The organism is Pseudomonas quasicaspiana (assembly GCF_021147825.1).
GTDB lineage: Bacteria > Pseudomonadota > Gammaproteobacteria > Pseudomonadales > Pseudomonadaceae > Aquipseudomonas > Aquipseudomonas quasicaspiana.
In genome coordinates this window covers 1-20888 of sequence record NZ_JAGTPI010000075.1, presented here as the reverse complement: position 1 = coordinate 20888, position 20888 = coordinate 1, and the positions used below count along the sequence as shown (strand labels likewise).

At 56.8% G+C, this 20888-nt stretch carries 21 protein-coding genes; 7 read left to right on the top strand and 14 right to left on the bottom strand.

All coding sequences use genetic code 11. From position 1 onward, the window contains the following. Positions 1-12: 12 nt before the first annotated feature. The gene (locus tag KDX30_RS26590; protein WP_231677954.1) at positions 13-879 is read right to left on the bottom strand and encodes a LysR substrate-binding domain-containing protein; all 867 of its coding nucleotides are present in this window, start codon (positions 877-879) and stop codon (positions 13-15) included. Positions 880-979: 100 nt separating this feature from the next. Between KDX30_RS26590 and KDX30_RS26585 the strand changes: the two genes are divergently transcribed. After that, on the top strand, positions 980-1918 hold the full coding sequence (locus KDX30_RS26585; protein WP_231677953.1) for a DMT family transporter: 939 nt from the start codon (positions 980-982) through the stop codon (positions 1916-1918). A gap of 158 nt (positions 1919-2076) precedes the next feature. Here the strand turns inward: KDX30_RS26585 and KDX30_RS26580 are convergent, their stop codons facing one another. Continuing rightward, positions 2077-3015, bottom strand: coding sequence for a hypothetical protein (locus KDX30_RS26580; RefSeq protein ID WP_099269221.1), 939 nt, complete (start codon positions 3013-3015; stop codon positions 2077-2079). Positions 3016-3566: 551 nt separating this feature from the next. Here KDX30_RS26580 and KDX30_RS26575 point away from each other — a divergent pair. Together KDX30_RS26575 and KDX30_RS26570 are read left to right on the top strand one after the other, a co-directional pair. After that, the gene (locus KDX30_RS26575; RefSeq protein ID WP_099269222.1) at positions 3567-4049 is read left to right on the top strand and encodes a GNAT family N-acetyltransferase; all 483 of its coding nucleotides are present in this window, start codon (positions 3567-3569) and stop codon (positions 4047-4049) included. Between the two features lie 330 nt (positions 4050-4379). After that, positions 4380-4646, top strand: coding sequence for a DUF1652 domain-containing protein (locus KDX30_RS26570; protein WP_027902706.1), 267 nt, complete (start codon positions 4380-4382; stop codon positions 4644-4646). Between the two features lie 271 nt (positions 4647-4917). Here the strand turns inward: KDX30_RS26570 and KDX30_RS26565 are convergent, their stop codons facing one another. Continuing rightward, complete coding sequence (locus tag KDX30_RS26565; RefSeq protein ID WP_027902705.1) at positions 4918-5253, bottom strand: hypothetical protein; 336 nt, start codon at positions 5251-5253, stop codon at positions 4918-4920. Between the two features lie 598 nt (positions 5254-5851). Between KDX30_RS26565 and KDX30_RS26560 the strand changes: the two genes are divergently transcribed. Next, positions 5852-7279: a hypothetical protein gene (locus KDX30_RS26560; protein WP_027898317.1), complete on the top strand. Its 1428-nt coding sequence runs from the start codon at positions 5852-5854 to the stop codon at positions 7277-7279. A 249-nt stretch (positions 7280-7528) separates the two neighbouring features. Here the strand turns inward: KDX30_RS26560 and KDX30_RS26555 are convergent, their stop codons facing one another. The 3 genes from KDX30_RS26555 to KDX30_RS26545 all read right to left on the bottom strand — a co-directional run bounded on the left by KDX30_RS26555 (position 7529) and on the right by KDX30_RS26545 (position 11480). Beyond that, on the bottom strand, positions 7529-9931 hold the full coding sequence (locus KDX30_RS26555) for a TonB-dependent siderophore receptor (protein ID WP_231677952.1): 2403 nt from the start codon (positions 9929-9931) through the stop codon (positions 7529-7531). Between the two features lie 83 nt (positions 9932-10014). After that, on the bottom strand, positions 10015-10953 hold the full coding sequence (locus KDX30_RS26550; protein WP_099269224.1) for a FecR domain-containing protein: 939 nt from the start codon (positions 10951-10953) through the stop codon (positions 10015-10017). Beyond that, positions 10950-11480, bottom strand: a complete 531-nt coding sequence (locus KDX30_RS26545) for a sigma-70 family RNA polymerase sigma factor (protein WP_099269225.1) — start codon at positions 11478-11480, stop codon at positions 10950-10952. Before KDX30_RS26545 ends, KDX30_RS26550 begins: the two co-directional genes overlap by 4 nt. A gap of 201 nt (positions 11481-11681) precedes the next feature. On the opposite strand from KDX30_RS26545, the gene KDX30_RS26540 reads away from it, so the two are divergent. Both KDX30_RS26540 and KDX30_RS26535 read left to right on the top strand, forming a co-directional pair. Beyond that, entirely contained in the window at positions 11682-12617 is a 936-nt protein-coding gene (locus KDX30_RS26540) for a ketopantoate reductase family protein (protein WP_122704936.1), read from the top strand. Positions 12618-12668: 51 nt separating this feature from the next. Continuing rightward, entirely contained in the window at positions 12669-12911 is a 243-nt protein-coding gene (locus tag KDX30_RS26535; RefSeq protein ID WP_099269227.1) for a DUF465 domain-containing protein, read from the top strand. A gap of 212 nt (positions 12912-13123) precedes the next feature. Here KDX30_RS26535 and KDX30_RS26530 read toward each other — a convergent pair whose 3' ends face one another. The 7 genes from KDX30_RS26530 to KDX30_RS26500 form a co-directional block, all read right to left on the bottom strand. Then, entirely contained in the window at positions 13124-13951 is an 828-nt protein-coding gene (locus KDX30_RS26530) for a DUF3618 domain-containing protein (protein WP_122704934.1), read from the bottom strand. Then, on the bottom strand, positions 13948-14355 hold the full coding sequence (locus tag KDX30_RS26525) for a phage holin family protein (protein ID WP_099269229.1): 408 nt from the start codon (positions 14353-14355) through the stop codon (positions 13948-13950). The genes KDX30_RS26530 and KDX30_RS26525 overlap by 4 nt, the downstream gene beginning before the upstream one ends. Beyond that, a complete protein-coding gene (locus KDX30_RS26520) occupies positions 14352-14801 on the bottom strand; it encodes a hypothetical protein (RefSeq protein WP_231677951.1) in 450 nt (149 codons plus the stop codon). The genes KDX30_RS26525 and KDX30_RS26520 overlap by 4 nt, the downstream gene beginning before the upstream one ends. Then, positions 14761-15105 (bottom strand): hypothetical protein, encoded by a 345-nt coding sequence (locus KDX30_RS26515; RefSeq protein WP_231677950.1) that lies wholly within the window; start codon positions 15103-15105, stop codon positions 14761-14763. The genes KDX30_RS26520 and KDX30_RS26515 overlap by 41 nt, the downstream gene beginning before the upstream one ends. Positions 15106-15399: 294 nt before the next feature. Then, positions 15400-15588, bottom strand: a complete 189-nt coding sequence (gene csrA, locus KDX30_RS26510) for a carbon storage regulator CsrA (RefSeq protein WP_002554157.1) — start codon at positions 15586-15588, stop codon at positions 15400-15402. Between the two features lie 610 nt (positions 15589-16198). Then, positions 16199-17551, bottom strand: a complete 1353-nt coding sequence (locus KDX30_RS26505; RefSeq protein ID WP_027898327.1) for a GntP family permease — start codon at positions 17549-17551, stop codon at positions 16199-16201. A 111-nt stretch (positions 17552-17662) separates the two neighbouring features. Further along, positions 17663-18157 (bottom strand): gluconokinase, encoded by a 495-nt coding sequence (locus KDX30_RS26500; protein WP_099269266.1) that lies wholly within the window; start codon positions 18155-18157, stop codon positions 17663-17665. Positions 18158-18429: 272 nt separating this feature from the next. On the opposite strand from KDX30_RS26500, the gene KDX30_RS26495 reads away from it, so the two are divergent. Continuing rightward, positions 18430-19446, top strand: coding sequence for an HTH-type transcriptional regulator GntR (locus KDX30_RS26495; protein ID WP_231677949.1), 1017 nt, complete (start codon positions 18430-18432; stop codon positions 19444-19446). Between the two features lie 19 nt (positions 19447-19465). Here KDX30_RS26495 and KDX30_RS26490 read toward each other — a convergent pair whose 3' ends face one another. Beyond that, a complete protein-coding gene (locus tag KDX30_RS26490) occupies positions 19466-20620 on the bottom strand; it encodes a glycerophosphodiester phosphodiesterase (protein ID WP_027898330.1) in 1155 nt (384 codons plus the stop codon). Between the last annotated feature and the right edge of the window lie 268 nt (positions 20621-20888).

The window sequence follows — 20888 nt, the reverse complement described above, 5'->3', positions numbered from 1 at the left end:
GTCGGTCTGATTTCATGGGCGGAAATGATCGTTGATCAGGCCGGTCATTATTTCGCAGGCGGCGCTGGGCACTCCTGGAGCCTTGACCAGTTGTCGTTCATGCAGCGGGAGGGGTGGCAAGCCTTCATCCCGACCGAGAATGCGCATCTGCGCGCCGACCCGGCTGCGGTCAATGATGCCGATAGCCAGTCCGGCGCAAATAGCCGTTTCCAGCGCGCTGGAACTCGCCGACATGACCACGGTGCGCCAGGCTCTGCCGATCTCATTCAGCGTGTTAACAGCGACGCTGCGGTAAGGGCAACCTTCGCCGTGCAGTGCCAGGGGTACGGGTTTGTCATGTGCCAGTTGGTAGCCTGGAGCGGCGACCCAGACGGGCTCGGTGGTCCCGAACGTATGCAATGGCCGGTCAGCGCTGGCGGTCTCGATTGGTACCACGAGCAGCGCCAGATCCAGCTGGCCGCGCTGCAATTGCTCATTCAGCCGACCGCTGGAGGCGGTTTCAACTTCAAGCTCTATTTGCGGGTAGCCGCTGGTCAATGGGCTTAGCGTGCTGTGTAACAGGCTCGCTGCATATTCTTCGGAGATACCCAACCGCACTCGACCGCTGATCGTCGGGCTCGCGAATCCGGCCAGCAGCCGATCATGCACGTGCAGCAGCTCGACGCTTTGCAATGCAAAACGCCTGCCTAGAGAGGTCAGGGTGACGGTCTGATTATCCCGTTCCAGCAGGCGGCCACCGGCAATGTCTTCCAGGCGTCGAATATGCAGGCTCACCGCAGAAGGGCTGCGATTGAGAAAGGTTGCAGCAGCGAGGAACTGCTCGAAGCGCACAACCGCTTGAAAGGTACGCAGAAGCTCGATATCCAGCGTGCTTTGCATGGTTTATAAATCCTGCATCAGTGATGCTGATCATTTCGTTTGATTGAAGTGCCTGCCCATTCTTAACATCACGCTCATTCAGCGCAATAGGGGATGCTCAATGAATGGGCAGACGGTCGAAATTATTGATCAGGCCAGTACGCCAAAGACTTCATCGGTTTCTGGATCCAGGTGGGTCAGTGGTGTGCTGTTGGCTGCCATGGTGCTGAGCTGGAGTTCGGGTTTCATTGGCTATCGCTATGCCTCGGAGCACAGCGGGGTAATGTTGGTGACCTTCTGGCGATTCGTGCTGGCGGCGTTGTTGCTGTTCCCGTGGGTATTCGGCTCGTTGCGTGAGCTGACCTGGGCCATCGTGCGGCAGCAGATGCTGGTAGGGCTTTTGGCGATTGCCGGTTTCATTGCTGCGATTGCCTTGTCCATCGAACTTGGCGTGGCGCCCGGCACCAGTTCCCTGATTGCCAACTTGCTGCCGCTGAGCATTGTGCTGTCGGCCGGGCTCATCCCCGGCCAGCGTACTCGTGGCTGGCAATGGCTTGGCGTGGGGTTGTGTATCGCCGGAATGCTGATTGCCAGCGCCGCGAGTGTCGAGTTTTCCGATGCGCCATTGTGGGCCTACGGCTTACCGGCTTTGGCCGTCCTGTCGCTAACCGCAGCAACGATCTATCAAAAGAAGACGCATCAAAAGGAGACACCGTCCTTCACGGTACCCGCTATGACTTCGCTGTTTATACAGATATGCGCGGCCTTGCCGGTGTTCGCGGTGTTGTCGATGCTGGAAGGTGGGATTGCGCCGGTGTTGTCCTTTGGCTTTGGCGCCGCCGTGCTATGGCTGGTGATCTGCTCAACCCTCGGTGGATACGGCTTTTACTGGCTGTGCCTGAAGCGATTCAACATGCAAAGCGTCAGCGGAGCGCTGTTTCTGACGCCTCCCGCAACGATGATCTGGGCTTGGCTCCAATTCGACAACCCTTTGAGTACCGGTGCAATAGTGGGTGTGGCGCTGACACTGGTCGGGCTGCCATTCCTGCGCAGACGCTGAGTGACGGCTAAGAAAGACGCCTATAAAAAAGCCGCCTGCCCGTGAGGGGAGGCGGCCTGGACCCGATCCGTTACATCAGGATCGCAATCAGGATGATGACCGGGATTGGGACACCGAGTAACCACAGAAGGATGGAAGACATAGTCGTTCTCCTTGGCTTAAAGAGCCGTTGTTGTAGTGGTGTAAGGACGTTCGTCGAGATAAGTCACTGCGTCGCGCCGGCGACCGCCATAAATGGCAGCAAAGCTGGCGAAGAAGGCACCGCACAGCAGCGAGACGAAGGTCCACAGGGCAGTCATCGCGGCAACTTTCGCAGCGGTGTCGGCAGCTTCTTTAGCCGCGACCTTGGCGTCTTCTACGGCTTTGCGAGCCTGACCATAAACCTGATCAACGCGACGTTCGGCATCTGCCTGGCTGAGATTGGTGCGCTGAGCAATCATCTGCGCCAAGTAGGTACGATCTTCAGGGCTGATCTGACCGTCATTGCTCAGTGTGCGGCTGAAGATGCGCAGCACTACGCCATGGGCGGCATCATCACTGACAGCAGCGGGGCGATCATCACGGAACAGGCTGTCGATGTAATAGCCGTAGTCCTGACTGCTGGCGTTGCTATTGCTCGCCGCGCTGCCTGCTACTTGAGTCACTGCACCTGCTGCACCCGAAGCGACACTGGCACCGGCCTGAACGCCCCCGCCAATAATGCTGCTGACCGAACTGGCGATCAGTGTTGCAGCGACCAGGGTTGCCACGGCCCACGACAGGAAACCGTGGGCGGTGTCGCGGAAATACACTTCATCGCCGTGCAGGTTTGCCCACTTCACGCGCAGTCGACCGGCGATATAGCCACCCAGACCGGAAGCGATGATTTGGGTAAATGCCAGCCATATGACCGTCGAGATACCCAGGCCCTTGGCGCTGATGCCTTCGTTGGCCCAGGGCGATACCGCCGAGAAACCCAAGCCGAAGCCCAGCAATATGAGAATCAAGGAAAGCGCAGCGGCGCCGGCGGCACCTGCAAAGATTGCCCCCCAGGAAACACCTGAGTGGTTGTTTGATTCTTGCGCGGCAGCATTGAAAGTGTCGGGGGATGAAATCATTATTTTTCTGCTCCATGAAGGATTTTGTTACAGCGTCCCTTAAAACGTTGCAGTGGTTATGCCAGAAGTACCCTTAATTAAAATCCATTTAATTCAAGGGTTTAAGTTATTTAAGGGTTTTCGAGTCATGCATTCTGCAACGACGCGCTATTTATTACAGGCGTTCTGCATGAGTGGGGAATTAGTGACACATCAAAGCATTGGGTAACGTTTTTTAAGTATGGCAATGAATGGCGCTGACTTATTAATCCTTTATATATAAGTAACTGCCCCCGTCGTCCAGACGCCACGCTATCGCGAAGCAGCCACCAGATCTGTAGGAGCGCACGAGCACCGCGAGGCCGCGATGGCGTTGTATCAGGCAGGACGCCATCGCGGCCTCGCGGTGCTCGTGCGCTACAGGTCCGAATTCAGGCGATGCATTTGTTGGATATAAATGGCGAAGGGAGAGCAGTGCCGGAATTTTGTCAGGCGAACACGTGCACAGAGCGACAGTTCGCATATAGTGTTCACACGCTTGTTATTTCCATTCTTCAAGAGGTCACTGCCCAATGTTCTTGAACCGCCCACTGGAAGAAAAAGACATCCCGGCCATCTGTGCGCTGCCGCAGAATGTCGACGAGCTGTTTTATATGTTCCCTCGCGCAATATGGCCTCTCACACCGCCCCAATTGCTGGATGCGTTGCACAACCATTCCGACTCGACGGTTATCGAGATGGATGGCGAAGTCGTGGGATATGCAAATTTCGCTCGCAGTGACTTTCGCGGGCGCTGCTCCCTGGGCAATGTGATCATTGCCCCCAAGGCGCGTTCTCGAGGGGTAGGGCGTTACCTGATCGGTTGCATGATGGAACTGGCATTCGACAAGCATGAGGCTAGCGAAATGACAGCATCGTGCTACAACCATAATGTGCCGGGTCTGTTGTTCTATCCGAAACTGGGATTCCGGCCCTACGCCATCGATGAGCGCAGGGACAAGCAGGGCGGTCGAGTGGCATTGATTCACCTGCGGCTGCCACGTCAGGACGACTGAAGCGTGAGACTGACCGTCAGTCGCCAAAAGCGGCTGACGGGATACTGCTTAAGAACTGTTTGGGCACTTTATTGATACCAATCATGTAAACAAAGTGATGAATATTGTTAAGTGAACCGTTTCTGCTGATTGTTTATATAAACCGTTATGAACGGCTTGAAAAAGAGCGTAAAAATCCCCGTTGCTTCAAGGTGGTGCGAAGCGTATAAGTAAACATGCCTTCAATTAAATGACGACGTTTGTTTGGCGGCAATCAAAATAAACATTGATGTATCACTGTGTCCATCGTGGCAGGAACTCAGCCACGCGCGATTTAACAAGGAGAAGGACATGATCGCCTACAGACTTTCCACACTCGAGTTGAGAAGTATCGTCGAGAGTGCGTTTTTACCCCTGCGTTGCACCTGCAGCGTATCCCCGGACTCCATGACCGTTCAGATCATTGATCCTAATTCGGAAAAGGTTGAATTGTTGGTGACCGGGATTTCCCTGGATCGCCTCAATACCACCCGTGATATCTCCGAATTGGTAGCAGAGCTGCGCTACGACCTCGCACATACCCGGCATCACCATGGCAAGGCCCGCATTGCTGTTTGATCGAACTGAAAAAACGTCTGATAAAGCCGCCGTGGTAGACCTTCAGGGACTCGATAGGCGGCTTTCGCATGTCTGGGGTTGTCTCGGCTTAACGGCGGACATACTGATCAAGCCAGTCAGCGCGGGGATCAGTTTGCCATTTGTGGCATGAACGTTCTGTCGTCGGCATAACGCGATGTAATGTTTTGCAACGTGTTAATAAGCGCACGCCTATCGGCATATATCCTTATGCCAATACTTCAATGCGCGAACACCTAAGTTGTACGATAACTTAATGCATAGCCCGGCGATGTTCATTTTCGAACAGCAACTTGAACGGTTCTTCACTATTGCTGTTCACTTCGCAACAATCCCGTATCGGGCCCGCTTCAATTCTTCCTTCCAGTGCTACCCGGATAGCCGCAGATTTAAGCAGGTAGTCTGGAACCTCGCCCAGGATCGTCAGCTCACGCAAGCTTTGACCATTCTGTTCTACTGTGGTCAACCTCACCCTGCAGGTTGCCTGCATCGGGATCGGGCCGAACAGGGTTTCACGGGAATAGTCGATTTCAGCAATACTCGAGCGATTGTGCTTTCCAACGTTCATGTCTGCGACCTCTGCATCCATTAAGCTTTTTTTACATCCTGTATCATTGATTCCCGCACTCGCAGATAGTTCTCCTTTGAAGACGGGCGGAGCAAGCCGCTGATCGGACTTGTAGCGGTCTCCGTACTGGAGCTGAAGGTCAGGCTTTGCCAGGCTGGATTTTCATGAATCGTCCGGGCCAATCCAGTGTAAAAACTGATAGGGGGCTTTTGAAATAGCCGTTTAATGTCGTCAATAAATAATTACTCTATAAATCAATCGGTTATATAAAGCATGCTGAGGTGTAAAGCTTTGACGTGAAATTGACAGTTAGGCGGATGTTTGAAATTATCTATTACCCTTTCAGGGCGCCTCTGTCTGCGTCCGTCCCTTGCCAGTAGCCTCTATCTCACTACCCCGTTGAATCCCCTGCGGTAGCTTGGCCCTTCGATAACGATCCCGCTTTCCGTCAGATTTGTACCCGATAAAAGATCACAGCCCCGGCTATTCAGCTCGAGGCCCGCAGTTGTGTGCGCCTGAAAATATTTCTCTGCCAACAACAGGCTATTGCCTGCTCAATCACTGGGTCCAGCCCTGGTGAGATCACGCTTGCGTCTCTATCACTTGGAGGAGCCTCACCATGTTTGGAGACTATCTGGAAACCAGCTGCGGTTGCGTAATAGCGGGGGCAGGACCTGCGGGCATGGGGTTGCTGTTCAATGCGTTGAAAAGCGGAACGTTGCCGGATCTCGCACGGGAGGGGTTGATCATCGTCGACTCCAGCCCGACCCCCGGCGTCGGGAGTCTCGGTGATTATCAAATCACGGCCAACTCTGTGGGGGACGTCTTCCTCGACTGCCTGCGCGATCCTGCTTTGCGTGACGTATTCGGGCCGCTGGAGCACTCACCGACCTATTGGCGTATTCGGCATCAGGCCCAGAGTGCGCCGCAGTTGTCTGATATTGGTGAATTGCTGGGGGAAGCCTCCAGGCTGATACTGGATTTTATTGTCCAGCGTTATGGGGTAACGCTCTGGCACAGCACGACTGTTACCGAAGTGGTCAAGGACGGTGACGAATTTGTGGTCTGGGTCGAGAACGAGGGACGTACCCGCCGCATTCGCAGTCGAACGCTGGTGCTGAACTTCGGCGGTCATCAGAACCCTGAATACCTGCGTGAAGGACTGGCTGCTGACGGTTTGCTGCTGCCTGCGTCGGCCGCCATCATGAGCTCCGACCATTTGCTGCGCCTGAACGCCGTGCAATTGCGTGATGCATTCGCCCCGGCTCTGGCGGGCTCGGGCAGGATTACCGTGGTCGGCGGTTCCCACAGTGCTTTTTCCATGCTGGAAAATCTCGCCGATGCATTGGAGTTTGCGGGCCTCGAAGAGGTCACGCTGGTGCATCGCTCTGCCATCCGGCTGTTTTACGAAAGTCCTGAACTGGCGGTGGCCGCCGGTTATGTTTTCCATCCAGTGCGCGATGTCTGCCCGGTGTCGGGGCGGGTCAACCGTTCCAGTGGGCTGCGTTATCGGGCGCTGGACGTTGGGCGTGAAGTGTTGGCCCGCAGCCGGGTCGGTAAAACCGGTGTGCGGGCGCACACCTTTCAGATTCAGGGCGGTGCTGAAGGTGAGCGTGAGCAGGCCGCTCAAGCGCTACTGGAGTCCAGTGTTGTCGTGCAATGCACGGGCTATCAGCCACGGCTGCCAGCTTTCAGCCATATGGATGGCACCGCGATTACCTTGCGTCAGGTAAAGGGTGGTGTTGACTCGGATCTATCGGGCTGCCCACTGGATCTTTCGGGGCAGCGTCTGCACGGTCTGCATTTGTTTGGCATCGGCGCGGGACTTGCGGCAGATGAGCGTATGGGCAGCGAACCATCGTTTGATGGGCGGATTTATGGGGTCTGGCAGTTTCACAACGACGCATCAAGCGCGGTAATCGACGCGCTTATGGCCCGTCTACAACACACCGCCCCGGAAGCGGCAAACCATAACCGCAGCCTGACGCAACGGCTGGAGGAGGGGTTGCCGTTTCTATTTCCGGGGTTGCTTGGCGTGGAGGGTTGAGGTGAGGTGGCTCTTTTTCAAGACCGCAATGGCTCCTTTGAAAAAGTCTGGAATGCATTTCTGCAGGAACCGTCCCGGTCTTCCTGACACCAAGCTGTCGCCCTTTGAAACGCAGACCTTGTTGGCGAGGCCTGGTTTCTGACGATGCAGGTCCGACGTCTCGCCAACAAGTTGGCTCCTACAGGTCACCCGTTTGCTATGTGACAGCGCGGAGTCAGGGGCACCGGTACGACTTCTGGAGATAAAGACCTACCACTTGTAACTCACCGAGCTGACCACGCTGCGTTCGTCGCCATAGCGGCAGGAGTTGGCGCAGTAGATGTAGCGTTCGTTGGTCAGGTTCTGCGCCCGGACGCTGACTAGCCAGTTGGCGTTCACCTCGTAGCTGACTTTGGCGTCAAACAAGGTGTAGGCCGGGATTTTACGGTCGCTGACGCTGGGCGTAGTGTGCGTGGTGCCGTTGTATCGGGCCCCGGGGCCTATGCTCACTTTGGGCAAACCGAGCGAGGCAAGACGGTAATCCAGCCACAGTGCGGCGCTGTGATAAGGCGTGCCCTCAATACGCGAGCCTTCGAGGCTCTTGTCGTTATCGGCGATGACATGCGCGTCGGTGTACGCGTAAGAGGCATTCAGCGCCAGCATCGGAGTCAGTTGTGTTTTCGCTTCAACCTCGAAGCCTTTGCTGCGTTCCTTGCCGGTTTGTTCGTCGAAATCAGAGCCGGGTATGGAAGTGATGACGTTCTTTTGCGTCAATTGATAAACCGCCGCGCTGATCATTATTTCGCGGCCAGGGGGCTGGTAGCGAATACCAACTTCATACTGCTCGCCTTCGGTAGGCTGGAAAGCTTTGCCGTCGCTGTCGGTTCCGGCCGAGGGCAGGAAGGATTGGCTGTAGCTAATATAGGGCGCCAGACCGTTGTCAGCCAGATAGACGAAGCCGATACGCCCCGTCGTTTTGTTATCGCGGACCTTGGCGCGGGAGTCGTCGATATAGTTGCGAGTATTGTTTTCGGCCCAGTCCTGACGCAGCCCGAACAGCGCAACCCAGTGCTCGTCGAACTTGACCTGTTCCTGCAGATAGACGCCGAACTGCTCGCTGTGCAGATCCGAACCGCGATCATTAGCGGTGTTGACCTGCGGCAGGTTGCCGTAAACCGGGTTAGCGAGATCCAGCGCCGGTGCGGTACCGCTGAAACGATGGCTGTCGTAGGTCTTGCGATAAAGGTCAACGCCGCCCAGAAGTGTGTGCTGCCAGCGGCCGCTGTCGAAATTCCATTGCACGCTCGTGTCGCTGGTCCAGCCAGTGGAGATGTCTTCGCGAGAGTTGTAGGTTCGCGACAGGCTGGACAGATTCGGCCCGGTGATACGGCTGTTGTTGAGGGTAATGTAGTCATAGTCGGCGCGGGATTCGTAATAACGCAGTGCGTGACGCAATTGCAGGTTGTCGCTCAGCCGCCGTTCGAACAGATAACCGAAGGTTTGCAGGGTGCCGTCGTAATCATCGTAGTCGGGCTCACCCGGGAACAGGTCATACGGCACCTTGTAGCCTGGCGTGGCGCTGAACGTGGTCAGGTTGTACTGGATTGGCGGCGTCAGGGTGGTTTGCGTACGTTGATGGGTAGCGAGCAGCGTCAGTCGAGTGTCGTCGTCCATTTGCCAGGTCAACGCCGGGGCGATGTATTGCTTGTCGTCGTCAATCTCGTCGAATTGAGTGCCGCTGTCTCGCCAAAGGCCGGTCAGGCGGTAGCTGAAACGACCTTCTTCATCGAGCTTGCCGCTGTGGTCGGTTGAAACCTGCTGGCGGTTATTGTTGCCATATTCGACGTTGATTTCGTGCAACGGCTCAAGTGTCGGTCGTTTGCTGGTGGCATTGACCATGCCGCCCGGCGCGAGTTGGCCGTACAGCACCGAAGAGGCGCCTTTGAGCACTTCCACCCGCTCCAGTCCGTAAGGCTCTTGGCCGCCTTCGAACTGGGTACTTTGCATTTTCATGCCGTCGCGCAGCACACCGCCTGTGCGCGGGCCGATATCGAAACCGCGCAATCGATAGTCGTCGGCGACCCGGCTGTAACCATTGGGTTGGCTGACCAGCCCCGCAGTGTAGTTGAGCACGTCGGCCAGGCTGTCATGTTGGCGCGAGGTCAGTTCTTCGCGCGTGATGACCGAGATAGACTGCGGCGTTTCTCGCAATGGTGTATCGGTCTTGCTGGCAGTGGCGCTGTTGGTTGCCACTTTGCTGTAGGTCGGGCCCCATGCGTCCTGGCCATAACCCTGGCCGTCGACGTTGATGTCCGCCAGTTCTAATGCCTGGCTGGCGACTATCGGCTCAATGCTGAAGGTGCCGCTGGCCGTAGTGCGCAGTCGCAAAGGTAAACCTTGCAGGACCTGACTCAATGCCTGCTCTACGCTGTAACGGCCATTGAGCGCGGGTGCGCGCAAGTCGCGGGTCAGCTGCGCACTAAACGCGATACCGCGTCCACTCTGCCGGGCGATGGCTGTCAAACTGGCATCCAGAGGGCCGGCCGGCAGGGCGAAGTCAATGAGCTGTTGTTGTGCCGCAGGGCTTTGTGCCGGTGCCGCCACGCTGTGCAAGGCAGTCAGGCTCAGGGCTAGCGTCAATGGCGTAAGGGTCAGGCGAAGTGTGCGTTGCATGACAGCAATTTCCCCTCTGGGATAGTCGATGTCAGCTATGTGACGCGAACGGGGTCGATATTAAGGGGCAGACGAAAATATTTTCAGCGCAGGCTCAGTTGCGTCCACCAGTTGAGGTGATGCTCGACCTTGATCGGCAGGACTTCCTGCAACGAACGCAACGCCTCATCGCTTTTGTCCAGCGGAAACACGCCGCTTACCCGCAATCCAGAGGCCTGTGGGCTGATGCGCAAGATTCCGCGTCGGTAAGGCCGCAGTGCTTCGATGACTTCGCCAAGGGGCTGATCATGCACTTCGAGGAAACCATCCTCCCAGACGCCTTCGCCTGCCTGGCGCGGATCCAGTAGGTGCACGCCGGTTTCACTCAGGAGCGCACCCTGACCGGCGGTAAGTTCCTGACGAGCCCCTGAAGGCGAAGTCAGTTGCACGCGAGACTCCTGAACCCAGACATGTGCACCTTGCTCGCGAAGAGTGACGCTGAAGCGGGTACCTAATGCGCGGATATCCCCGTAGATTGTCTGCACGATCAGCGGGCGCTGCGGGTCGGCGGCTACTCGAATGCTCAGTGCGCCTTCGCGCAGGATCAACCGTCGCTGACTCTTGGTCATCACCAGATCGGCGCGACTCTGGGCGTTGAGCACGACGCGGCTGCCGTCTTCCAGTACGAATGGACGGCGTTCAGCAAAACCGCTTTGCAGGTCATTACCCATGCCGGGTAGTAGTCCTGCGCGTTGTAACCACCAGCCGCCCAGACCAACGCTTGCCAGTCCTAGCGCGCCGCGCAATAGATTACGTCGACTGCGGCCCGCTTTGCTCAGCGCCTGGTGCGACACCTCTGGCAGGTTGCTAAAAATCGTACCCAGTCGCTGTTCCAGCGTGTGCCAGGCAACGCGGTTTTCCTCGTTACTTATCAACCATTGTTTGAAGTGCTGCTGCTCAGTCTCGCTCATCTGTCCTGAACGTTGTCGGGCGACCCATTCAATAGCCTGTTTAATGGAGGGCGACAGGTCATTGCTGTTCATCGGGTTTCCATCGCCAGGTAACACAGGCTCAAGGCTTTGACGATGTACTGGTGAACCCGTGGCGCCGAGATGCCCAGGCGCTGTCCGATTTCGGCATAAGTCAGCTGATCCAGCTGGCTATACAGAAAAGCACTACGCCCGATCGGCGACAGGCCATCCAGAATCTGATCCAGCGCACTGAGTGCTTCCAGCGCCTGGGCCTGTTCTTCAGCAGAGGGTTCGTAAGCCAGAGGTTGCTGAGCAAGGCTTTCCAGATACGCGCGCTCCAGATCCCGACGTCGCCAAGTGGCGAAGACTAGCCGTTTGGCGATAGTTGTCAGCAAGGCGCGGGGTTCGTTGATGCAGGACGGATCAGGCAGAGCGACTACCTGAGCGAAAGTTTCCGCCGCCATATCATCGGCGTCATGACGACAGCCCAGACGTGCACGCAACCGTGAAAGCAACCAGCCGTGATGGTCACCGAACAGTTGGCGCAAGACACGATTACGGCTTGTCAGTTGCTGAGCGTTTAGAGCATTGGGAGTCATGTTTTGAAGGTGCTAATGACAATTATTATCAAATGATGACGATTAGATATGCCTAATGCAACCAGCCAATGAGCGTCCGTGCCGGGTCATGTTATTGAGGCATGCAAGAACATCTTCTACGCTCAACGTTTAACCGCGCTGTGAGTCCGCTGAGCGAGCCGGGTTTTCGGTGTGCAATAGCGTCACGGGAGGTCGATATCAATGCGTATTCTGATCGTTGGAGCGGGGGCCATTGGTGGTTACTTTGGTGGGCGACTACTGGAGGCGGGGCGCGACGTTTCGTTTCTGGTGCGGCCGGGTCGAGCCGATGAGTTGCAACGCGATGGACTGATTATCCGCAGCCCCCAAGGCAATATCCTGTACCCCTCGCCGCCATGCGTGCTGAGTAACATGCTCGACGGTCCTTATGACCTGATCGTCCTGAGCTGCAAAGCCTACGACCTGGACTCGGCCATGGACGCCTTTGCGTCGGCGGTAGGGCCTGACACGGCAATCCTGCCGCTGCTCAATGGTATGGCGCATCTGACCCGTCTCACGCAGCGGTTCGACAGCTCCAATGTGTTGGGCGGCCAGTGTCTGATTTCCGTGGATCGCAGCACCCTGGGCAGCATTCTGCATCTCAACGACCGGCATCAGTTGTCGTTCGGCGAACTCAATGGCGCGTCGACGCCTCGTATTCTGCGAGTTGCCGAAGCCTTGGCTGATGCGGGTTTCGAAGCGAATTTCAGTCAGCACATTGTTCAGGACATGTGGGACAAGTGGTGTTTCATTGCCACCCTCGCTGGAATCACCTGTTCCATGCGCGCGAGTCTGGGGGATGTCCTTGAGGCGCAGGGGCTGGCGCTGGTGGTGAAGCTGTTCGCCGAGTGCTGCAGCATCGCTGACGCTCAGGGCCACCCATTGCAGGAGGCTGTTCGTCAGCGTTACCTGAGCATGCTGACCGCCCCTGGATCGAAGCTGAGTGCATCGATGTTGCGCGACATGGAGCGCGGCGCATCGATAGAAGTCGAGCACGTACTGGGTGATCTATTGGTACGCCGGGATGCTCAAGGCCTGACCTTGCCGTTATCTGTGCTGGGTTTTGCGTATACACATTTGAAGGCTTACGAAGTACGCCGTCTGCGTGAGCAAGCGTAGCGGTCCATGGCGAATTTCGCCAATGAGTCATCGCCGTCAGAGAGGTGTTCCATGCCGGTCAAACACGATTTATACGCGGATCTGAAGCTCACTCGGGAGCAAGTGGCCGAGCGCCGCAATGCGGATAAAAAGCTCAATCAATTGCTGGATGATTATGCGCGGATTGATAGCGAGGTCCTGGCCGCGGAGTCTGGTCCTGCTGGCGGGATTGGTGATGAAGAATTGAAAAAGCTCAAAGAAAAGAGGTTGGCGATCAAGGACTGGATTGTTCAGCGTGTTGAGGTTTCAGAATAAAAACCTGGCGGCTGTATCGTCCGGATGCGGATTAGTGCCCTGCCTGGAAAGGATGCGCTAGCTGTTGGAGCGAGGCTTGCCCGCGAATGGCGCGACGCGGTAATTCAGGTACACCGCGGAATCGTTCTTCGCGGGCAAGCCTCGTTCCAACAGGAGATAAGCGGTGCTTGGTCTGGGCGGGATTCCGACGATACAGGCGCCGCAAATTTCGACTAACCCAGCCCGGAAGACATATCCACCGTCGAACCCTGCTGAGCCGTGCTGTCAGGCGACGCCGATTTCACTTCATCGACCACGCCTTTCGCCTCCTGCGCGACTTTTTCATAGCCTTCGCTGGCGGTCTGTTTGACCTTCTCCGTCAGGGTGTCGCTGGCCTGGCCCATCATCTGATTTTCACGCTCGGTCGAAGGCAGGGCTGCTCCCAGGGCCGCGCCTAACGCAATGCCGATGGCGGCCAACGCCAGCGGCTGTTCGCGCAACATGTAAGTGAGGCTTGATTGAGCCTTGCGGCTTTGTTCACGCAGGGAATCAGTCGCGTCGTGGCTGCCTTTATTCAAGCGCTCACCCGTGGCCGAAAGTTTTCCACTGACGTCGTCTGACACCTGTCCGGCTTTTTCTTTCATGCGTTGCGCAGTTTCCCCGATTCTGGATTTGGCGCTGTCAAACGTGTCTGTCACGCTGTGCGCCATGTCGCTGATGCGCTCGCCCAGAGGGGTGAGGCTTGAAGGGCCGGAAGATGTCGACGGGCTACGGTTTTGCCCCATCATCAGCCACAACAGCCCGACCGATGTGAGTACTGTGGGCAGCGGGTTGGTTTTCACGGTATTACCCAGGTTGCTGAAGAACTCACCGCCTGTGCCTTTGCCATAGCTCAATGCCTGGTCCAGCAATTGGCCGGGTGAGAATTTGCCCTCCAGCGCATCAACGATATTGCCGATGCTGGAGCGCTGTGCGTCGATTTCCCGTTCCAGGGTTTCCGGGCTTTTGTAGGAATCATTGTCAAAGCTTTCGGGTGTGTCGAAAGTGCTGTCGATGCTCATGAGACTTTCCTCTGGATGGCGTCCTTGTCTTTTTGCAGGGAGCTGACGGTACGCTCTGGCGTCAGGTTTGACGCGTCGAATTGCTTCTTGCCGGACTGGATCATGATGAAGCCGACCACCATGGCGATCACTCCGACGATCAAGGCGGCAAGCCATGGCTGCATGATATTGGCCAAGGCATAAACTGCTGCCAGCAGCACAATCACCAGCCCGGCCAGCATGACCACCGCGCCGCCGCCCACGGCTGCAATACCGGCTTTTGCCGCTGTGATGGACTCCCGGGCTTCAGCTTTGGCCAGTGCCAGTTCTTTACTGAGCAATGCAGGGACTTCGTGCGCCAACTGGCGAATCAGACCGAGCGCTGAGGTATCGCCTTCCGGCGGTGTGTTGGGAGGAATGCTCATGACACATCTCCCCGGGACTGGCCTTCTCTGGTTTGCGCATCTGCAGGCAAGTCGTCATCGAACAGACTCCCATCAGGCACACCTGGTACCGATGAACCCGCCGCCGCATCAGGCGTTGCGCCGCGGTCGACTATGCCGGGCCTACCGCTGTGGTAAACATCGCCCATGTGCGCATGTTTGACGGGAGGCACGTGATCAGCCTCAACAATCGGGCTGGACTCCGACTGATAATTGCTACCCAATTCGTCGTCTGGCCGTACCGGTTGTGTGCCTGTTGACCCGGTGGGTGGCTGAGCCGGACTGGAGGTCTGGGTTTCGCCCTGTGGCTGTCCTGAGTTAGATGCCTTGAGGAAGCGTGACAGACCGAAGCCTAGTGCAACGCTGCCGCTAACAAACAAGGCCGGATTATCCCGTGCCAGTTTTGCCCGCCTGTTGCAGCAGTTCATCAATGCTTTTACCACGCAGATTACCGGCCAGAGTGGTCATGTTCTGGGCGAGGTCGGTGACGTAATGAGACAGCCCCAGCGTGTCACCGTCCTGCATCTGCTCGGCCGCCGTTTGTGCGCTATGGGCAAGGTTTTCGATCTGGTCGACAGCCGTGTCGCGATACTGTTCGAACTGGGCCGAGCCATGCTCTTTGGCGCTGGCAACGGCTGCCAGGGCATCTTCTTGCAGGTTGTGCAGATGGTCTTGTGGTGGATCATTGTTCTGGTCAGTGGAGCCGGCCGGATTTTGCGACGTTGTGTCCATGTTAGTCACCGTCTTTGCTATTCATGAGAATGAAGAGCGTGCTTGGCTCACTACTGACTACGGGCTTTGCATCGATCCTGTGTTCAGGGGGTTGAGTGAAGTTTTTCGGCAGGAGTTCTGGGTGGCGGACAAGTGGTCGTCAGCGGCAAATAGCCACATGCCGGGCGGCGTTGTGACCTTTGCAAGGGATGGGGGGCAAATACACCAGGCATAAAAAACGGCGTCCGAAGACGCCGTAGCCAACTCGCCCAATTCCAGGCGGGTCGCTTTGAATGCGGGGAGGTAACGATCAGGTCATTGTGGGTCTTGGTTCGGGGCAAGTTCTGCCTGAATGCGTTTGTAGATTTCTTCGCGATGCACAGAAACATTTTTCGGTGCGTTGATGCCCAGGCGTACCTGAAGGCCCTGAACGCCCAGAATCGTGACGGTAATCTCGTCACCAATGTTTATGCTTTCGCCTACTTTGCGGGTGAGTATCAACATAATCGTTTCCTTGATGGCCTCTCAGCAGGAGGCTGGCGTGTGCCTTTGCGTAGTAATAGTTGCCGAGTACATCCAAATGCGTCCATCAATATGACGTTACAGGTGTGAATTTAATTCCCTCGGTACATTTTTCTGTCATCAAGAGCGGTTACCGACCCGATGAGCGCGCCAATTCTGCCTGTTTTTGTGAGCAAAAGCCCGTATTTAGCTACGCATCCGGACACCTTTCTGTTCAATGCGTGAAGCATGTACCCGATCGGCAGCGTTTTCACGCCACAGATTACGCCTTGCTACGGCACATCCCTGATTGCCTATCAGCGTAGGCGTTACTTAAGAGATGCGCTGGACTCTTCTGAAAATATTGATCGAAATCGCGACATGACACGTAGGACGGAAGGGCGGGCCTGGTCGGATGGGTCTGATCTTGAGAGGGGATTTGCGTCATACAACATAACTGGGCTCCACGAGAAGTAAACGTGGGCTGATTGGGGTGGGAGGCGTTGCGGCTGTTCAGGCAGTAAGAGGAAGAATTTATACATCACACGCTTGATGGCCCGGTTCACTCAATTGCGTGCATTGAGTGAACCGGCTCATCAACAGTAGTGCTGGATCAGATCACCATCGACAACAGCATGATGAAGATCAAGCCGACCACCGACAGAATGGTTTCCATGACCGTCCAGGTTTTGAACGTCTCGGCCACTGTCATATTGAAATACTGCTTCACCAGCCAGAAACCGGCGTCGTTCACGTGGGAAAGAATCAACGAACCTGCACCCGTCGCCAACACCAGCAACTCACGGTTAACGCCCGGGATCAGACCAATCACCGGAGCCACGATGCCCGCACCGGTAATCGTTGCCACCGTCGCCGAACCCGTCGCAATACGAATCACCGCAGCGACCAGCCAGGCCAGCATGATCGGGTTGATCTGCGCCTGCACTGCCATGTTACCGATCAGGTCGCCCACGCCGCTGGCTACCAGCATCTGCTTGAAGCCACCGCCCGCACCTACGATCAGTACGATAGCAGCGACCGGCGTCAGGCTTTGATCCAGCAATTTCATGATTTTAGTGCGATCAAAACCACGCGCTGAACCGAAGGTGTAAAAGGCTAGCAGCAAGGCCGCGAGCAGGGCGGTGATCGGGTGGCCGATGAAGTCCATCCAGATGCGGAAGGTGTTGCCTTCGGGCAGCACCACATCAGCGAAGGTCTTGAGCAACATCAGGAACACGGGCAGCAGGATGGTGACCAGCGTGATGCCAAAACTTGGCAAGTTGGTCGCGCTCGACTCTTTGCCAATCTGCTCCATCAACTCCTGCGAAGGCGTGCCCGGTACGTATTTGGAAATCCACTTACCGTAGACAGGACCGGCGATGATTGCCGTAGGCAGCGCCACCAACAGGCCGTAGAAAATAGTTTTGCCGATATCAGCGCCGAAGATCCCGATGGCCAGCAGCGGACCCGGGTGTGGCGGAACCAGACCGTGAACGGCAGACAGGCCTGCCAGCAACGGGATGCCGATCTTGACGATGGACACGCCGGTACGACGCGCAACGATGTACACCAGCGGAATCAACAGAACGAAGCCGATCTCGAAGAACAGCGGGATGCCTACCAGAAAGGCGGCAAACATCATCGCCCAATGCACGCGCTGCTTGCCGAACGAGCGGATCAGCGTCTGTGCGATCTGGTCAGCGCCACCGGAATCGGCCATCAGCTTGCCGAGCATGGTGCCCAGGCCAAGGATGATACCGACAAAGCCCAGTACACCGCCGAAGCCGTCCTGGAAGGCTTTCATGACTTTTTCCACCGGCATGCCGGACGTCAGGCCAAGGAAGCCTGCGGCAATCGTCAGTGCGACGAAAGGGTGAACCTTGAATTTGGTGATCAGCAGAATCAGGCCGATGATCGTAACCACCGCATCGACCAACAGGTACGTCTCGTGTGTCATACCGAACATGGGTGTCTCTCCGATTATCTTTATTGTTTATGGAGCTTCGGCTAAACGCTGTCGTTCCACATTTTCAGCACATTTATGTGCAAGACAGCGCTGTCTTTCGCGCCCACGCCTTTAGCTGGCTTTCGACGCTTTCCACCAGTGCGCTGCTTGGGTGCTGATCTCGTCTATAGACGCATTACCAGCATCAACGACCAACGTACGGTCTTCACCGTAAGGTGGTTCCAGCGTTGCGAACTGGCTGTCAACCAGGCTGGCTGGCATGAAGTGACCGGGACGATGGGAGCAGCGATCAACCGCCACCTCCTTGGTCAGTTCCAGAAATACAAAGCCTAGACCAGGCACAGCGTTGCGCAGGCGTTCGCGGTAAATCAGTTTCAGAGACGAGCAAGTGAGGACGGGTTGTTCGCCATTACTCAACGCCGCGGCCATTTCTTTACCCAGCGTTTCGAGCCAGCCGGCACGGTCTTCGTCGTTGAGTGGGTGGCCGTCGCTCATCTTCTTGATGTTGGCGGGGGGATGAAAGGCGTCGCCTTCGATCAGGCGGCCTCCGCTCTTGGCGGCAATCTCGGCACCGACGGCGCTCTTGCCGCAGCCCGAAACGCCCATGATCACGAGAGCGGAAATAGCAGAGTTCGCAGTTGTCACAGTAGGCCACCTTAGCTGGAGACAGCGCTGTCTTTGTCGACTTGGACATAAGTACAGCAAGAGCTGGTTCCAGTTCTTGTCATTGTTTTGAATGAATCGGTCTTCATCGGACGTTACTCGAAGTCAATAAAATGACTGAAAGCATTGGCAGGGTCCACGAGACAGCGCTACCTTAGAGCCCATCCACCGCCTTTGGCAACCCCCGATGTTTATCCCTGTGTAGTTGGCAACGAATGACACGCATTGGTTCCCGCTCGACTGGCCGTCCCACTCTGAACGAAGTTGCTCGTCAGGCGGGCGTTTCACCCATCACTGCATCCCGCGCGTTGCGGGGTGTCAGTACCGTTACGCCCGAGTCGGTAGAGCGAGTGCGCGCGGCGGCGCTTGACCTGGGTTATGTCGCCAACCCGGCAGCGCGGGCGCTGGCTTCGTCCCAGAGCCAGACCGTTGTGGTGCTGGTGCCGTCACTGTCGAACCAGCTGTTCATCGAGACGCTGGAAGCGATCCAGAACGTACTGCGCACCCGTGGCCTGGATGTGGTGATCGGCAACTACCATTACTCCCCGGAAGAAGAAGAGAACTTGCTGCGCAACCATCTGGTGAATCGACCACGAGGGTTGCTGCTTACCGGTTTCGATCACACGCCGGCATTGCGCCAGCTGTTGGCTGCGAGCGGAGTCCCTTGCGTGCACATGATGGAGCTGGACACTGTGCGCGGCGCGTATTGCGTCGGGTTTTCGCAGATTCAGGCCGGTGCCGAGGCGGCGCGTCATTTACTGGGACGCGGACGCAAACGGCTGGCGTATATCGCTGCGCAACTCGATCCACGCGTTATGCAGCGGGGTGAAGGGTTTCGTCAGGTGCTGGAAGAGCAGGGGCTTTACGATCCAGCCCTGCAAGTGATGACGCCGCAACCGTCTTCCATCGGTCTGGGAGGTGCGTTGTTCATGCAATTGATGACGCAGCATCCCGACGTGGATGGGGTGTTCTTCTGCAACGATGACCTTGCCCAGGGCGCGGCGCTTGAGGCGTTGCGTCGCGGTATCGAGATTCCCCGGCGCGTGTCGCTGGTGGGCTTCAATGATCTGCCAGGGTCGGCGCACATGGTCCCGCGGTTGACTTCTATTCGCACACCTCGTGAGGAAGTCGGGCAGCGTGCTGCTCAATTGCTGTTGGGGTTGATCGATGGTGTCGCTCAGAAACCCCAGGTAGACCTGGGGTTTGAGCTGGTCGTGCGGGAGAGCTCTTGAACAAGAGCTCCGGGGTGGATCAGTAACCGTTACGCTTGAGGATGGTATCCAGGCTTTCTTTGGCCGGACGACCATAGAACTTCAGCAGTTCAGAGGTGCGATTGGTGAAGAAGCCATCGACGCCGTCATGACTGATCTGTTTGAAATCAACTTCCTCATCCACCGTGTAGGGGTGCACCACCATGCCTCTTTCGTGCGCCACGTTGTTCATCCACGGTTTGACCAGGTCCATGTAGCTCTGGTCGCCACCGTTGGTGAGCTTCGCTGACGGACCGGTACCGATTGCGCCATGCGCCTTGGCCCAGTCGACCCAGGCAACAAATTCTTCCTGGGTTTTCGGTTTCTGCGCGCCGTAATAAGTGGCTTTGTCTTTGGCGCCGGAGTCTGCGAAGGCGACGTCGGACTCGGGTTCGATGGAGCCTTTGCCGATCCACAGCAGCAATACTTTCGGCACTTGTGGCATTTCTTTCTGCAGCAGCACCAGGCTTGGCTTCTCGAACGTTTGCAGAACAACGCGACCGGGCATGTGCGCAACGTTTACATAACCGGCGGCGGCAGCGGGGCGGCTACTGAGCCAGCCGCGTTTGGCGAGTACTTTCTTGAGGTCCGCTTCGATGCCGGGAAACTGGCTTGGCGCTTTGGTTTCGATGTACAGCCCAGGCTTGTTCTTGCCGCCTTCGGCGATATCGATTACTTCCTCCAGCGTCAGGATCTGCAGACCGGCGTAAGCCTCACGTGCGCGGTCCGGGTGAGCCTTGTTGAACCAGCTGCCGGCATCCAGTTGCTTGATCTCTTCGAGGGTAAAGGTGTTCAGCGGATCCTTGACTCGCTTGGGGAAGACTTGCGCGATGTTGGTCGTGCGCTCAAGCGTGTCATCGTGCAGGGCGATCAACACGCCATCCTTGGTGCGCTGAATATCCATTTCCAGATAGTCCGCGCCCTGATCCCGCGCCACCGTGTAGGCGGGAATGGTTTCTTCGGGGGCGTCATAGGACGCGCCGCGGTGGGCAATCACCGCAGGCCAGGGCAGGCCGATTTTCGCGCTCAGTGCCTTGCCAGGTGGCTCGGCCGAGACAGCTGGCGCTGAGGCCATCATCAAGCCTGCCAGCACGCTGCCGGTCAGAAGGCTGCTCAAGGGCGTCTTGAAGAGCAGCGTTTTTGAAATTCCTTTCAGCATGGTCTCGATAATCCTTCTTTTTGTGATCGTTGACGATGAGGTCGATCATGGTCTGCAAACCTGATGCAGAGCTTTAGCAGCCTCTGGTTGACCCGGCAAGTGCTGCGTCGTTCTGTGACTGTTGATGTCGTTAGCGAAGCTGACGATTCCGCTTTTTCTGTAGGAGCGCACGAGCACCGCGAGGCCGCGATAGCGGTGTATCAGACAGGACGCTATCGCTGCCTCGCGGTGCTCGTGAGCTCCTACAGGGTGAGCGGGTTATATA